The 15,508-nt window shown below is 66.2% G+C and carries 13 protein-coding genes; 4 read left to right on the forward strand and 9 right to left on the reverse strand.

Going from position 1 to position 15,508, the window contains the following annotated elements; genetic code table 11:
- Positions 1-95: 95 nt before the first annotated feature.
- From ACS5PM_RS23565 to ACS5PM_RS23590, 6 genes are all read right to left on the reverse strand, one after another.
- Positions 96-2,819, reverse strand: coding sequence for a glycoside hydrolase family 31 protein (locus tag ACS5PM_RS23565; protein ID WP_439390149.1), 2,724 nt, complete (start codon positions 2,817-2,819; stop codon positions 96-98).
- 184 nt (positions 2,820-3,003) lie between these two features.
- Entirely contained in the window at positions 3,004-4,152 is a 1,149-nt protein-coding gene (locus ACS5PM_RS23570) for a LacI family DNA-binding transcriptional regulator (protein WP_439390150.1), read from the reverse strand.
- A 277-nt stretch (positions 4,153-4,429) separates the two neighbouring features.
- Entirely contained in the window at positions 4,430-5,407 is a 978-nt protein-coding gene (locus ACS5PM_RS23575) for a Bug family tripartite tricarboxylate transporter substrate binding protein (protein WP_439390151.1), read from the reverse strand.
- 34 nt (positions 5,408-5,441) lie between these two features.
- Positions 5,442-6,626, reverse strand: coding sequence for a tricarballylate utilization 4Fe-4S protein TcuB (gene tcuB, locus ACS5PM_RS23580; RefSeq protein WP_439390152.1), 1,185 nt, complete (start codon positions 6,624-6,626; stop codon positions 5,442-5,444).
- Positions 6,613-8,019 (reverse strand): FAD-dependent tricarballylate dehydrogenase TcuA, encoded by a 1,407-nt coding sequence (tcuA, locus tag ACS5PM_RS23585; protein ID WP_439390153.1) that lies wholly within the window; start codon positions 8,017-8,019, stop codon positions 6,613-6,615. Before tcuA ends, tcuB begins: the two co-directional genes overlap by 14 nt.
- Before the next feature lie 81 nt (positions 8,020-8,100).
- The gene (locus ACS5PM_RS23590; protein WP_439390154.1) at positions 8,101-9,027 is read right to left on the reverse strand and encodes a LysR family transcriptional regulator; all 927 of its coding nucleotides are present in this window, start codon (positions 9,025-9,027) and stop codon (positions 8,101-8,103) included.
- A 332-nt stretch (positions 9,028-9,359) separates the two neighbouring features.
- Between ACS5PM_RS23590 and ACS5PM_RS23595 the strand changes: the two genes are divergently transcribed.
- A complete protein-coding gene (locus tag ACS5PM_RS23595; protein ID WP_439390155.1) occupies positions 9,360-9,521 on the forward strand; it encodes a hypothetical protein in 162 nt (53 codons plus the stop codon).
- A 273-nt stretch (positions 9,522-9,794) separates the two neighbouring features.
- Here ACS5PM_RS23595 and ACS5PM_RS23600 read toward each other — a convergent pair whose 3' ends face one another.
- Positions 9,795-10,187 (reverse strand): hypothetical protein, encoded by a 393-nt coding sequence (locus tag ACS5PM_RS23600; RefSeq protein WP_439390156.1) that lies wholly within the window; start codon positions 10,185-10,187, stop codon positions 9,795-9,797.
- Positions 10,188-10,418: 231 nt separating this feature from the next.
- Between ACS5PM_RS23600 and ACS5PM_RS23605 the strand changes: the two genes are divergently transcribed.
- Entirely contained in the window at positions 10,419-11,663 is a 1,245-nt protein-coding gene (locus ACS5PM_RS23605) for a pentapeptide repeat-containing protein (RefSeq protein WP_439390157.1), read from the forward strand.
- A gap of 94 nt (positions 11,664-11,757) precedes the next feature.
- A complete protein-coding gene (locus tag ACS5PM_RS23610) occupies positions 11,758-12,669 on the forward strand; it encodes a hypothetical protein (RefSeq protein WP_439390158.1) in 912 nt (303 codons plus the stop codon).
- Between the two features lie 83 nt (positions 12,670-12,752).
- Here ACS5PM_RS23610 and ACS5PM_RS23615 read toward each other — a convergent pair whose 3' ends face one another.
- Positions 12,753-14,036 carry a DUF418 domain-containing protein gene (locus tag ACS5PM_RS23615; RefSeq protein ID WP_439390159.1) on the reverse strand — a complete coding sequence of 428 codons (1,284 nt, stop codon included), beginning with the start codon at positions 14,034-14,036 and terminating at the stop codon, positions 12,753-12,755.
- 14 nt (positions 14,037-14,050) lie between these two features.
- A complete protein-coding gene (locus ACS5PM_RS23620) occupies positions 14,051-15,259 on the reverse strand; it encodes an acyltransferase family protein (protein WP_439390160.1) in 1,209 nt (402 codons plus the stop codon).
- Positions 15,260-15,283: 24 nt separating this feature from the next.
- Here ACS5PM_RS23620 and ACS5PM_RS23625 point away from each other — a divergent pair, with 24 nt between their 5' ends.
- Entirely contained in the window at positions 15,284-15,499 is a 216-nt protein-coding gene (locus ACS5PM_RS23625) for a hypothetical protein (RefSeq protein WP_439390161.1), read from the forward strand.
- The last annotated feature ends 9 nt before the right edge of the window (positions 15,500-15,508 follow it).

Below are 15,508 nucleotides of genomic sequence, written 5' to 3' on the forward strand. Positions count from 1 at the left end.
TCGAGCCTGTGAGAAGGGGGAGCACCCAGTGGGGGGTGGTCTTCATGGAAGTGTGGATTGCATGGGGCATCGACTTCATGCCGTGAAGACGGCGTTCATCCCAGTCGTACATCCGTGGCGCGGCCGGTGTAGACCACCTCGCGCAACGGTGTGGATTGCAGCGTCGGCCCGCCGTCGCCGATGCGGTGGATGCGCAGGCGCTTCGTCATGCGCATGCCCGCGAAGCGCCCGCTGCGCGACGCGAGGCGCAGCACGCCGCGGCTGTCGTCCCAAGTCATGCGGATCACGCTGAGCCCGCCCTTCTCGTACGCATAGTCCAGGCCGCCGTCCTCGTAGAGATCGAAGACGCCGTCGCGGCCCGGCACGACGTAGAGGTCGAGCGCCTCACCGGTGGCATCGGCGGTGGACTGCAGCACCGGCCCGAGGGGCAGGATGCTGCCCGCGCGCAGGTGCAGAGGCATGCGCTCCAGGGGCGACGGCACGTCATGCGTGCGACCACCGACGCGCCGTTCTCCTGTCCAGAAATCGACCCAGCCGCCCGCGGACCGCGGCAGGTAAACCGACCAGCTCGACACCTCAGGCGCCAGGACTGGCGCCACATGCAGGGCACGGCCGAACATGTAGCTGTGCGCCTGGTCCAGGGCCTGGTGGTCCTGCGGGAAATCGAACACGAGCGGTCGCATGATCGGTGCGCCCTTCGCATGGACCTCGTGGGCCAGGCTGTAGAGGTAGGGCAGCAGCTGATAGCGCAGTTCCAGGTACTGGCGCGCTACTGCCTCTACCTTGTCGCCATAGCGCCAGAACTCGGTGTTGGTCATGTAGCCATGCACGCGCTGCAGCGGCAGGAAGGTCGCGTACTGGAACCAGCGGATCAAGCGCTCGTGGTAGGCCTTGTCGGTGTACTGGCCGTCGCCCGGGCGAAAGAATCCGCCGGCGTCGACCGTCCAGTAGGCATAGCCGGCGGCGGCCATGTTGAGGCCCGCGGGGATCTGCCGCTTGAGCGTGTCCCAGTCGTTGCCGATGTCGCCCGACCAGGTGGCTGCCGCATGGCGTTGCTGCCCGGGGAAGGCCGAGCGCGTGAGGATCATCACCCGCCGGTCAGGCGCCGCCTGGCGCTGGCCCTCGTAGACGGTGCGCGTGACGTGCCACGGATAGGCCAGGCGCACGCGCTCACCGCGGCCTGCCGCCGTACGCCGCCCGACCAGGTCGTCGTTCTCGGGCTCCGTCGCGTCCTGCCACCAGGCGTCGATGCCGAGCTTGAGCAGGCGATCGCGCTGGTTGTTCCAGTAGAAGGTGGCGGCCTTGGGGTCGAAGAAGTCGACCCAGTCGGTCTGGTCGATGTAGTGACCGGCGGCTGCGGTGGTGCGGCCGAGCTCGGTGTCGCGGGCGATCCTGGCCCACACCGACAGCATGAGGCGCCCGTTCATGCCGTGCACCTCGCGCACCAGCGCGGCGGGATCGGGGTAGTGGGCTTCGTCGAAGCGCATCGCGTTCCAGCCGTGGCGGCCCCAGTACTGCCAGTCCTGCACCATCACGTCGACGGGCAGCTTGCGGCGGCGGAACTCGCGCAGCGTGTCGACGATCTCCTGCGACGAATGGAAGCGCTCGCGGCAGTGGATGTAGCCATAGGCCCAGCGCGGCATCATCGGCGTGGCGCCGGAGATCTCGCGGTAGCCCTCGAACACCTCATCGGCACTGGGGCCGGCGATGACGACGTAGTCGATCGCATCGGCCACCGGCGAGCGCCATGTCGTGCTTGCGCGCACAGCGCCAAAGCTCAGCGAGGGAGCGTCGCCGTCGTCGGCGTGGACGCGCACGTGATGCTCGCCCGCCGGTAGCTCGACGACAAAGCCGATCGTCGGCGGCAGCCACTGGTTCGCGATCTCGACGCAGGACTGGCCGTCGATCTCCACTGAGTGGCGCGAACCCATCGGGCGGCCGACGTCGAGGAGGAATGCGAAACGGCCGGCCGCTGCCGTTCGGAACGTGCCTTCAAAGCGCGTCAGGTTCCGCACGACTTGCGCATTGCCAGTGGTCGTCGTCACATCCACGACTTCGGCTTTGCGCTCGGCGTTGACGCGACTCAGCGCCACCCGTTGCTCGGGCGCGTTCAGCTCGGCCATGCCGTTGTTGTGCCAGAGCACGCCGTAGCCGCGGCTGGACAGCATGAACGGCAGGCTGATCTGCGTGTTCACCTGCGTCAAGCGGCGTGGGAGTCCGCGCAGGTCCATGGCGCCGTCCTGGAAGCAGCCGGTGCCGTAGAGCCGCTCGTCAGCGGGGGACTCGAAAGCCTGCTCGGCGATGAACACGGGCTCGTCACCCAGCCGCGACGGCGTCAGCCGCCGGGTGCCGGGCGCTTCAACGAGCAGCAAGGCGCCCTTGCCGTCGAAGAATCGCAGCGCCCCGGTCCCGTTGTCCACCTCGCAGCGGATGGCCGGCAGTTCGAGGCGGGTCGCGTCCGCGCCCGGCTTCTGCGTCATGAGGGGCGTGGCTCGGCCGGGCAGCAGCGTGAGGCTTGGCGGCGGCGCCTGCGTTGCAGCCTGTGGGGGCAGGAAGCGCACGCGCAGCGCGCGGTCGCAGAGCGCGCTGATCCGCAACGTGCCCTGGGATGTCGTCAGCACCCATTCCGATACGGGCGATGGCTGGCCGCGGCGGGCCGCGGCGTTCCTGGGCGCCAGGTCGCCGGCGGCAGCGTTCGTCACGCTGGGGGAGGAGGCCATCGCGGCCGTCGCTGCTGCAGCGCCCAGTGGGGCGGCGGCTGCGGCGAGGGCGGCCTGCAGTGCCTTGCGCCGGGAGAGCGTGGACTTGGTGTATTTCATGCAGTCGCTATGGGTGGGCTGCGCGCCGCGGCATCCGATCCCGCACCATCAAAACAAGCTTGATTCGGCGCCGAATCAATCGGCAAAAATAACGGCGGCCTGGTGCCGCGCGGCTGATGATAGTTCGATCGGTCGCCGAACTAACTAGGGGAAACCCATCGGCGCCGTGAGCTCGCGCGCCGGGTCAGGGGATCATCAGCGGCGCATTGCGGGGGCGGTCGAGCAATGTCCGGCCCGGAACGATCTCGACGGGCAGGACGATGTTGCGGGGGCCCTCGTACGGCTGTCCACCGCGCTGCGCCTCGATCAATTGCATGAGGACGTCGACCGCGCGACGACCCATTTCGAGCAGGGGCTGACGCACGGTCGCCATGTGCAGCGTGCGGGCCAGCACAGTGTTGTCGAAGCCAACGACCGAGACATCCCGAGGAACGCCCACACCTCGGGCCTCCAGCGCTTCCATGCATCCGAAGGCGATGTCGTCGCTGCCACAGAAGATGGCCTCGGGCAGCAGGTCACCGTGGTGGTTCTGCAGCCACTTCTCCATCTCCTGGCGACCGTCCGCCACGGTGAACCATGTGCGGATCACGTGGTCGGAAGCAACGTCCACTCCGTTCTCGGCATGCGCCCGCAAAAAGCCATCGACACGGCGGTCCGCGCTCTTGTTGTGCGGCGGTCCGCCCACGCAGAGGATGCGGCGATAGCCAAGTTCAAACATATGACGCACGATGCCAAAGCCACCCGCCTCGTCGTCCGCCTCGACGTTCACCTGAGCCTGCAATTGCCTTCCGGCATGGATCGTGACCAAGGGCGTATGGATGGGCAGCCAGGTCGTGCTGTCGTCTTCGAGATTCGGCGCCAGAACGACCAGCCCGTCGACGCGGCCGTCACACAGCGCGGGGATGCGCTTCGGCGCTTCATCCCAGCTGCTGAGTGGGAAGATGCACGTGGTCTGCTGGGCGTCAGTAGCGCCCCGCACGACCCCGTTGAATAGCTCCTGGAAGTAGAGGTTGGGTTCCTCGTAGGCAATGTTCGCGACGAAGCCGATCGCGTTGGCCCGTTGACGGCTGAGTGCACGCGCCGTCGCGTTCGGCAGGTAGCTCAGGCGCTTCGCTGCCGCCAGCACCCGTTCGCGGGTCTCCACCGAGACGCGAGTCGAACCTTTGCCGGCATTGAGCGCGCAGGATGCCGCTACATCGGACACGCCAGCTTCTCGCGCGACGTCAGCGAGCGTGGGCAATCTGTGACGACGGCTTTTCGTCGGCCGGGAAGGCTTGGGTGTCGATGCGGACACTGACTGGTGGCGGCATGAGCGGGCGGCGCACTTTATCACCGGACCGCCGGCAAGCTCGGCGTTGCCACGGTCGAGACCGCCCGCGCGAACAGGCGCAGGTTCCGTCCCAGGCTGGCTTGCTTCGTGTCCTCAATCGATCCTGAAAAGTACTGCTGGCATGACCCCGCCGCCTGTGCGCCGTTGCACATCCTCCACCGACCCGGGCGGGAATCGCTCCAATGGCTGGAACCTGCCTATGTCGCTGTACTACTTCGACGCCAAGGTGCGAGCCATGGTCGCGTTGCAGTTGCCAAGAAGCCGCCTGCTCAGGTCCGCTTCAGTTGGCCGTGATCTTGCGGTCCCGTACGACGGCGCTCCACTTCGCGTCTTCTTTCTTCATGAAGGCCGCCAACTCGGCGCGCGTAGTGGGCTGCGGGGTCAGGCCGTGCTTGTTCAGCGCGTCTTTCATGCTCGGGTCGTTGAGCACCTTCACGATCTCGACGTTCCAGCGATCCAGAATCGGCGTGGGCGTCTTGCCCGGTGCCACGAAGGCATACCAGTTCAGCGCCTCGAAGCCGGGGTAGCCGGACTCCGCGACCGTCGGGATGTTGGGCATGTATCCCGGACGCGTCGGACCCGTGGTGGCCAGCGGGACGAGATTTCCGGCCTCCACGTGCGGCAGCGCAGTGGGCGGCGCCGAGAAATAGGATGCGATGCGTTCGCCCAGCAGGTCCTGCAGGGCCGGCGCGCCGCCCTTGTAGGGCACGTGGGTCATCTCGATCCCGGCGCGCTGGCTGAAGAGTTCGCCCGCCAGGTGAGATGCCGATCCCGCGCCGGTGGAGGCGTAGTCCAAGCCCCCCGGCTTCTTCTTCGCCAACGTCACGAACTCGGTCAGCGTCTTCACGCCCACGCCTTTGTGAACCACCAGCACGTTGGGGAAATTGACGCCACCCGACACCGGCGCCAGATCCTTGAACGGGTCGTAGCTGACCTTCATCACGTGCGGAGCGATGGTCAGCGGGCCGATCGAGCCGAACAGCAGCATCGTGCCGTCGGCCGGACCGTTGGCCACCTGCTGGTGCGCGATGTTGCCGCCGGCGCCGGCCCTGTTGTCGACGACAACGGTTTGGCCGATGTTCTCGCCCAGTTTCTTGGCGATCAGGCGGGCCGCTGCATCGGCCGCGCCGCCGGCGGCAAAACCCACGACCAGCGTGACCGACTTCTGGGGTGGGAAGTCCTGTGCATGGCTGGGGCCGCTCAGCAACAGCGCAGCGAAAGCCAACGCCGTGGCGTGCGGCAGGTGGAATTTGTTCATCGCGGATCTCCGGAAAGAGTGTTGTGAGTGGTCTTCAGTCGGCCGCCAGACCGATCGTGTTGGGCTGGCGCTTCTCGATCGCATGCCGCAACAGGGCCGCGCTGCGGAAGATGCCGTGACCGAACTTGCCGTAGGGCAGCGTGGCGAACAGGGCCATCACCGCACCAAGGTGCAGGCACAGCAGCACGGCCAGGGCGGGCGTGCCGCGGCCCAGCCAGAGTGCCAGTCCGCTGGCGCTGGTGAGGAACAGCAAGGCAATGAAGCCCAGGTCCATCGGTCTTTGCACGGCGTCGCCATGCAAGGGATGGCGACGGCGGTTCAGGTGCCACAGCCCTGCCGTGCCGATCATCAGGCTCACACCGCCGACCACGCCGAACAGCTTGGGCAGGCTGGGCAGTTCGTAGGGCGCCGTCCAGCCGAACGCGTAGTGGTAGATCGTCGCCACGCTGGTCGCCGCAAAGCACAGCAGGAAGCCATAGAAAGTGAAGTGGTGGAAGCGCCGGCGCGCGAGGGTGAAGGCGTCGTCGTCGTTGTTGCAGCCCATACCGTGGCCACCGTCGAGGTACTTCAGGCGCAGCACCGCGTCCGTGGCCTCCGCAGCCGCTGGTCCGCTCAACGATGCGCCGCTGGTGGCACGCGTCACGTCTCGCCAGAAGCCGCGCACCCCCATCGCCAAGGCCAGGGTTGCGAACAGGAACACCGGCGCGAACAAGCCGACCAGAAGGTTGTGAGGGAACAGGTTGTAGAAGTTGCCGCCGAGCTGCCCGCCCCACAACGTGCCGTTGACGGCCACCGCCAGGATCAGGAACAGTGCCAGGCCCGTCGCCAATGCCAGCGACACCGTCAGCCCGTTGCGCTGGTACAGCGCGCCCAGCGCCGGTGGCCACGCGTAGTCGACATAGGTCTGGCCACGCACCTGGGCCATCGCCTGCGGCACGTTCACGGCAAACTCGTGCGGCGGCGCGTACTGGCACGCATGCAGGCAGGCGCCGCAGTTGTGGCACAGGTTGGCCAGGAAGTGGATGTCGGCCTTGCCGAACTCCAGCCGCCGCGTCATCGCCGGAAACACCGCGCAAAAGCCCTCGCAGTAGCGGCAGGCATTGCAGATCTGCATCTGGCGGCCGACCTCTGCCTCACGGGCGCTGAGGATGGGTATGACCGTGCGGCTGCCGGGGGCACGCGCCACCGCTTCGCGGGCAAATGATTCAAGCTGCTGCATGTTCGAACTCCTTGCGCGCAGCCAAGGCCGCCTGCGTGCCGGCGATGCGGCCGAATGCGGTGCCGATCGACATGCCGACCCCTGCCGTGTAGCCCTGACCGAGCACGTTGCCGGCCATCATTTCGCCGGCGACGAACAGATTGGGGCTGGGGCGGCCACCGAAGTGCACGGCGGACTTGTCGTTGACCTTGAGGCCCAGGTAGGTGAAGGTGACGCCGGGCTTGAGCGCGTAGCCGTAGTAGGGTGGCGTATCGATCGGCCGTGCCCAATGGGTCTTGGCGGGTGTCAGCCCCTCGGTGCGGCAGTCGTCCAGTGCCGTGTGGTCGAAACTGCCGGGACGGCAGGCGGCGTTGTATGCCTCCACGGTGTGCACGAAAGCCCGCTCGGGCAGACCCAGCCTGCTGGCCAGTTCTGCGAGCGTGTTCGCCGTGACGCCCGCAAAAACTGGGGGCATGAAGCGGCCGATCGCCTTCTGGTCGATGATCGAGTAGCCGATCTGGCCGGGTTGCTGTGCCACCAGACGGCCCCAGATCGCATAGCGCTTGGGCCAGAAGTCCTCGCCCTCGTCGTAGAAGCGCTGCGCTTCGCGATTGACGACGACGCCGAGCGAGACACAGTCGATCCGCGTGCAGATGCCGCCGTCGTACAGCGGCGCGCGCGCGTCGATCGCCACCATGTGCGCCTGCGTCGGATCGCCAATCGAATCGGCGCCGGCCTCCATCATGGATTTGAGCAGCACGCCTTGGTTGAAGCGCGTGCCGCGGATCAGGAAGTTGTCGGAGGGCCACTCGCCGCGCCCGTTCTGGCCCCAGGCCTCGCGCAGCCAATCGCGGTTGGATTCGAAGCCGCCGGCAGCCAACACACAGCTTCTGGCCTCGATCCGCTCGCCCCTGGCAGTGCAGGCGGCGACGAAGCGATCTCCGTCGAGTTCGACCGACACCACCGGCGTGTCATAGCGGATCTGCACGCCCAGTTTCTCGGCACTGCGAAAGTAGGCGTTGACCAGCGCCTTGCCACCGCCCATGAAGAAGGCGTTGGTGCGTGCCACATGCAGGGCTCCGGACAGCGGCGGCTGGAAGTGCACGCCGTGCTTGCGCATCCAATCGCGGCAGTTCGACGAAGCGCGGATTGTCAGGCGCGCGAGTGCTTCGTTGGTGATGCCGCCGGTCACCTTCAGCAGGTCTTGCCAATACTCCTCTTCGGGGTAGGCATCGACCAGCACGTCCTGCGGCGCGTCGTGCATGCAGCGCAGATTGCGCGTGTGCTGCGAGTTGCCGCCGCGCCATTCGCGTGGCGCGGCCTCCAGCAGCATCACCGACGCGCCGGCCTCGCGCGCCATCAGTGCAGCGCATAGCGCAGCGTTTCCACCGCCGATCACCAGCACGTCGAGCATCTGATCGTCTCCTCTTCGCATGGAGACGCACTCTAGGGAAGCTCGCGTCGGGCCGGTAGACGGCGTCAGGGCAAGCGGTGTTCAGGGTTCGTGAAGGGTCGCGCCGGGCCAGCGCTGCTGCACGACAAGCTCGGCGGCCACGCTGCGAAGCACCACGCGCGCTGCCAGCGCGGCCGGCGACAGCTCGTCGTCGGAGAGGCTGGCCAACAAGTTGCGCCGCCGCGCGCTGCGCTCCGCCAGTTCGATGCGCGCCATTTCGTCGGCCGGCAGGCGCACGGTCGCGGCGCCGGGCTGGATGGTCGCCGCCAGTCCGGCCCGCACCGCGTCCATCAGCACCGCCAGGCCGTCAATCTCGAGCACGACGTGGGGCGCACAACGCTCGCGTGCGAAGGCGGCATCGAGGATCGCGCGCAGCCCGTGCGTGCCGCTGGGCAGAACCAGCGGCAGACTGGCCAGCCGCAGGATGCGCACGCTGCGGCCGGTGGGCATGCCCGGCAGGTCACGCCGGCCTATCACGAACAGCCTTTCCTCGAGCAGCGGCAGCACGCTCCAACGCCGGGCGCCATCGGTCTCGAACAGCACGGCCAGGTCCAGTTGCCGCGCGTTGAGCATGGTCGCGAGGTTGCCCGACAGACTCTCGACCACGCGCAGCCGCACGTCCGGATAGCGCTCGCGCATGGCCTCCAGCAGCGGCAGCGCGAGCACGCCCGAAGTGGACGGAGCGAGGCCGATGCTGACTTGCCCTGCCAGCCGCGCCTGCCGTGCGGCCTGGGCGGCGGCGTCGGCATGGCGGATCGCGAGCTGGGCCTGGCGGAAGAAGGCCAGTCCCGCATCGGTCGGCAGCACACCGGTGGTGGTGCGCTGCAGCAGCCGCGTCGACAACTCGCCCTCGAGGCGGCTGATCTGCTGGCTCAGCGCCGGCGTGCCAACGCCCAAATCCAACGCGGCGCGGCCCATGCTGCCTAGCTCGACGATCCGGATGAAGTAGCGTAGCTGACGCAGTTCCATAGGCTCGTGCTCAGGATGCCGCCGCGCGCGGGTGCGCTGCGTCATTGCGCGATGCCGGCTTCATCGCATGGAGACTGAAGTTGAGGGAGGACCAAGGCATCGATGACAAACGATAGTTGAACAGTGTGCACCTTCGATCGCGAACGTCGAGTTCACGGTATCGGTCATGTAGCGATCTCGGAGACGCTGCGCCAGGCGTGTGGACGAAGCTGAAGCGCGTGCTGCGATGTGTGCGGCTTTGAGGGCGCAACGAACGGCCCATTGGCAGGCTCTTGGGCCGCGAGCCCGCCCGATGCACACTCGGGCTTCAAAAACACCCCTGGAGAGGTCCCATGGCCGGCAAGAAGTCCACCCTGAAACAGCTCAACGAGCAAACATCCGCGAAAGCGGCCTCTGCGGCATCGAAGGTTCTCAAGAACCCCAAGTCGTCAGCCGACGAGAAGACGGCTGCCGCGTTGGCGCTCACGCAAGCGCGCAACAAGAGGAGCAAGTAGAAGGGTGGGCGCCCCGCCGGGGGCGCACTGGCGGTCAGCGCTACGGCCGCGACCTGGTCGTGCGATGGAATCCAGACGACGAGAACGACGTCTGGTGCGAGCCGCTCTGTGGGTCCTCTCGGCCTTCCTCGTCGCCAGCGGCCTGGGTGCGGAACGGACCTGACCTCGTCGATCTCGCGGGCGGGCGCAGGGGTCGTCGCGATCCCGAGCAGGCCGCTCAGTGGCCGCCTGGCACACCCTGACTATCACGAGACGAATCGAGCGATCGCCTTCTCAGGTCTTCGCCGACTTCTTCGTTGATCTCCTCGCGGCCTCAAGGGCGGCCGCCTTCGCGGCGTGCTTCTCTGCGCGCGAAGGCCCGTGGGCCGTGCCAGCCTTGGCCTCCTTGGGTTCCTTGGGTTCCTTCGTCGCCTTCGGCTTCTCCTTGGCCTTCGCACGATGCGTTCTCACCAGCCTGTCGACGGCCTTGACCCTGGGCTGCTGCGCTCGCGCTTGGCGATTCGTCCGCTCCTCCTTGAGCAGGCGCCGCTCCTCAGCGAGCGCCTGTTCGGCTTCGGACGGCTCATGGTCCGCCCCAAGGGCTTGGATGCGGTCCACCATCGCCCGGTGAAGCATCGCGCCGTTCTTCTCGATGCGCCGAGCCAGCGATGCAATGCGTATAGGCATGTTGCGATCCTCAAGGTAGGTGCGGAAGCAATGTACGCCCGCTCGCCGCGACCTGCCAGCGATATGTGCGGTTTCGCCGCGGGCGATCGTGCGGGGCGGCCGACAAGACGTTGGACCCTCGAGATCGATGGCTCGACCGTAGGCCATAGCCGCGGTGAGCGGGTATGAGGGCGCGGGTTTTCATCGCGGGGTCCCTCGGTCATACTAAAGTCGCAAGCGGGGAGGGTCTTGATGTCAGAAGTTCTTGGAATCCTGAAGGGCTCGGCGCTAGTCACCAGTGGGTTCTCTCTCGCGGCCTTAACCGTGGCGGGCTATGTTCTTCACAAGCGGCGCACGCACCTCGAGAAGATTGCCGCGATAAACAAAGGCGATGCGACTGCGCTGCAGCTGGTGAACGGCACTTTGACCGCGTTCAACGTCGACCCTGCCCACTACTCGAAAAAGGATGCCGCCGAGTTCGTCAAGCTCGAACTGGCCCGGCTCGCTCGCCGCGAGTTGTACGGTGCGCTGGGGGCAGGGTTGGTGGCGCTGCTGCTCTTCGTCATCGTGATCGTCGCGATCCTGGCGCCGGAACCCAGGCGGGTGACGGCCGAACTCTATCGAGAGATGAGGACGGGGACGCCCGCAGCGCGCGCCGAAGCCATCCGACACTTGGTTGCCGCGGGCGTCAGCCAAAGCGAAATCCTCCGACACGTCGGCGAGGCTATGCTGGCCGGGTCAGGGGTTGAGCTATGCAACCTGATGCTGGCGAGCGCCGCGTTGAGTGATCCGCCGTCAGTGAGCGCCGCGCCCAGTTCGGTGGCCGATTCGCCCGAGCATCAGCTGCAGAACCCCGTCTGCACGAGTATCAACAAGCCCGACTTCAAGGACGCCAAGGTTGAGAAGGTCGCTTTTGTCCGTCCGCAATTCGTCACGGCGGACTTCACGCGCGGGCGCTTCGACGAGGCTGTGCTGCGTGACGATCCAGATTACTCGGGTAAAGAAAATTCTGAGTGCCAAATCGCCCAAACCTCCTTCGACGGTGCGACATTCAAGAACAGCGCTTTCGAGGGCTGCAAGATGTCCCAGGTCGGTTTTAATTCCGCCGTGCTGAACAAGGTCAACTTCCACCGCACGGTGCTAGATCGGGCTGACCTGCGTTTCGTGCAAGCGACAGACCTCCGCTTCCTCGGCGGCCACCTGAAACATGTTGACTTGCGGGATCTGAAGGGCACGATCAAGTTCGCTCTTAATCCGTATGGCGGGCACATCCGCATGGACTTCGCTTTGGCAAAGCAGTTGGGTTCGTTGCCATCCGGCTTTCAAGCGGCGGTGTGCGTCAGCACCCTGGATGCCAATCGGTGCTGGGATTTGGTCTCACAGGACGTCCCCGAATGCCAAGCGCTCGCCGGTCCCAAGACGTATCTGGTGACGTCGGAGCAGTCCCTCCCAGCCTGCAAGTCTTGGGTCGCCGAAGCGGCCAAGGCCGGCAAGTAGGAAGGCGCTCAGGTCGCAGGCGGGCGCCCGAAGGTCACCGCTTCCGCCAACTCCCGCGGCCCATTCGCCACCCCCTGGCTGTACCATTTTGACGATGGCCCATCGCGCTTGGATCGTCGACTTCGTAGGTACACCGACGTTCGATCGACTGGTAGACGGGCTTTCGGGCTCGGAGCTTCAGTCGCTTCTGCTCGAAGTGATGCACGCGCGCGCCGTGGCCCGCCGCGCGAAGGATCTTGTAGTTCAGTACGGCCGCGACCCGTTCTGCGTGCCGGCACCCGTCGACCTGCGCGCAATGCTGACCATCGACAGCCAGCTGTTGGCAGCCGCAGAGCGCTTCGAGGCAGTCGAACTCTCGCCGGTCGCGCCTATGGGAACCTGTTCGGTCGTCGGACCCACTCATCAGAATCGCGTCCTCTCGGCTTTGCGGGCAACCGAAGTCGTATCGGACCCGACGAACGTTCTGGCGCTGGAGTGTGCGCTGCGGATCCGAGCGCATCCGAAGGTGGATATCCACCTCGCCACGAGCCACCGTGTCGTTCGCGCGCAGCCGGTTCCAAAACAGCCGGGATTTGCCCAGCACTTTCGCCTGTTCGTTCTTGGGAGCGCGGGCATCGAGCGCGAGGACCACGCCTTCACGATCGAGACGGTCTCCCTCCATGTGCGCACGCTCCTTGCGGGCCTCACCCGGCTCGAGCAGCAGGGATACGCCCTGGGCCGGCGGCGCGTGGAAATCCTCGCGTCCCCCGAAAGGCGGGGCCTTGGCAACCACCTTGCCGAGCTCCTGGAGGCTGACCATCAGTTGTTGGAACATCCCTACTACTCAGGAGGACTGCGCTACCGAATCTGGGTGGCCGGGCCCGGTGGAGAGGAACTGCCGCTCGCGGACGGCGGAACCTTCGACTGGCTGAGCCAGCTCTCATCCAATCGGCGCGCAGTCTTCATCGGAAGCGGACTGGGCTCGCAGTTGATCGCACTGCGCCTTGGGTCCGAGCGACTGTCCTGAACGGATCACCCGACTTGCGAGGCATCCTGTGAGCTGCCTGCACTGCCTCACATTTCGACCGATTCCGCGTCGAGCCGCTTTGCCTATTCTGAGGAAGACATGTTGCCGCGTTTCCCTGAACGGGCCGGATGATTGTTGCCGAGCGCCGAACCATTCCTAACAACAATCTCCCCGAGCCGGAGCCGCGGCCGGCTGCCCTGAGTGAACCGTCGCCACACCCACTCCAGTGGGCCATGCGTGAAGTGCAGAAGCCATACCCGGCTCCACCACATCTGCAGCGCAACCATCGATGCACATGCAGCGAGGACACCGATCATTCCAAAGCGTGGACCGACACCCAAGCCCACTCCATAGAACAACGCGATTCCCATGAGGCTCTGCGTTACATAGTTGGTCAGCGCCATGCGACCGAAAGGAGCGAGCACACGCAGGCGCCGCGCCCAAGCCGCACGACAAAACAGCAAGACGAAGCCGGCTGCGTAAGCGATGCCGATGGCCAAAGGCCCGACCCTGAGCAGCATGCGCATCAGAATGCGCGGGGTCCCCATATCCATTGCCGGCCACGCCGCAAGAATCGCTGGCTGAAAGTGTGAGAGCGTAGTTGCCGCAAGGCCCAAACCGATGGCGCCGATAAAGATTTGCCGCAGCACCGGATAATTCTCCGCGGTGACGAGATGCAGGCCTTTTCTGCCGGCCCAGTATCCGAGCAGGAACCGTCCCAGCACGAAACACACCAGTGCCCAGTTCGAGACGCGAGCCCACCCGGCCATGGCGATGTTGGCGCGGAGGGCATCTCCCCAGTTTGCGGACGAGAAGCTCTCCAATGATTGCGCGTACAGCACCGGCTGGTCGAACAGTCCCGTAAGCAGGGGTCTTACATAGGGGGCTATCACCGGGGGCAACAGCGCGATCGCGATTCCAGAGATCAGCAGCGCTCGGTCCGATACGTGGCTAAAGGGGAGCATGAGAAGCCCGACGACCCCATAGGTAAGCAGGATGTCGCCCCACCACACGAAACAGGAGTGAATCGCTCCGATGACGATCAGTACAAGAATGCGCTTGAGGTAGGTCCACCTGCCGGCGCTTCCGCTCGATGAGGCGCGCTGCAGTTGCAACGCGAAGCCCAATCCGAACAGCAAGGAGAATATCGTGATGAACTTTACGTTCACCATCCACGCCACTACCAGTTCCGCGATCGCGTCGAAGCCCGAGGTGGCGAGGGCTTCCTTCCTGGTTGTATCGAGAAATTCGTAGAGAGTCAGGGATGCCAGGTTGACCATGCATACGCCGATGAGAGCGAATCCGCGCAATGCATCGATGACTTCATGGCGCCGATGCGTTTGCTGCAATACGTCGTCCACCTGCATTGAAAGCGTGTGTTTCAGTGGGCCAGCGCGGCGTGCCCCGGTGCGGTCCGACGCAGCAGACGGCCACGCACTGCGCGCTCCAGAGGCTGTGACACCGCACGTGCCACCACCCAGCCCAACAGCCAACTGCCGGCGACGGCCGGCAGGTAAGCCAGCCAACCCCAGGCCGGCCCCAGGCCCGTGGCCCGGTAGGCCTGCACCAGCGGCAGCACCACGAACATGTGGCTCAGGTAAATCTCGTAGCTCAGCCGGCCGCCCTGTTGTAGCCAGCCGGTGCCAGGGAAGCGCCAGGGCGTGGCACCGCTGCCGGCCTGCCAGTGGAAGGCCAGCAGCAGGCACAACGCGCCCACGGTCAGAAGCAACAGGCTGCCAAAGCGCAGCATGGGCCACAGCAACTGCGAGAACATCAACACCGCCGTGATCGCCACGGCACCCGCCCAGGCAAGTGCCGTGATGAAGCGCCGGCGCGGCGCGCGCACCCGCCCCGCCAGCAGCGCGCCGGCCACGCCCAGCGCGATGGCCGCCATCCCGGGCAGGTAGGCCTTTTCCTGCCACACCTCCGTCCCGCCGGTGCTGGCCCGCAACCACGGCAGGGCCAGTGCTAGCAGCACCACGCCGGCCAGCAGCAGGCCTTCGCGCCGCACTGCCAGGCACAGCAGCGGGAAGGCCAGGTAGAACAGCTCTTCCACCGACAGCGACCACAGCACGTCCCAGTTGGCGGGCAGGTAGCCAGTCTGGCCTTCGTACCAGTTCAAGTGCAGGCCCAGGGCCGCCACCAGCGCGCCGGGTAGCGACTGGCTTGCGCGCTCGATGGTGTAGCCGTCCAGGCCCAGGCCATGCAGCAGGCTGAGCACCGCCAGCAGCACCAGCAGGCCAGGCAGGATGCGCGCCGCGCGGCGGGCGTAAAAGCTGCGCCAGTCCAAGGCCGCCAGCGAGCCCCATCGCGCGATGCTGTGGCTGGTGATCAAAAAGCCGGAGATGACGAAGAAGATGAACACCGCCTCGTAGCCGTTGTAGACCAGGCCATTGAGCAGCCAGATGGGCAGCCACTCGGCCAACTGCGTCTTCTGCGGCGGCAGGCGCAGGCCCACGTGGTGCAGCACCACCAGCAGGATGGACAGGCCGCGCAGCAGGTCTATGCCGGCATTGCGGGCGGCGATGGTGCTGGTTCTACTGTGGCCCGCATGCGGGTCAGAGAGGGTGGCGTTTGGCGGGAAGCTCAAGCGGTCATTTTGGCACGTGCCCTGGTGGCCGCCGTGCTGCTGGCGGGCTGCTCGTCCGGCCCCAGCCGCGCTTCATCCTCCGGCAATGCGGCGCGCACAGCGAGCGGCAGTGTCAGCAAATCCGGTTACTACAGCGTGCGGCCCTGCGACACCCTGGGCTCCATCGGCCTGGCTACCGGCCAGCAGGCGGTGCTGCGCCGCCTGTCGGCTCGACGCCGCAGGACTCATAGCAAACCCTGATCCCAAGGC

This window comes from Ideonella flava, assembly GCF_051857595.1.
GTDB lineage: Bacteria > Pseudomonadota > Gammaproteobacteria > Burkholderiales > Burkholderiaceae_C > Ideonella.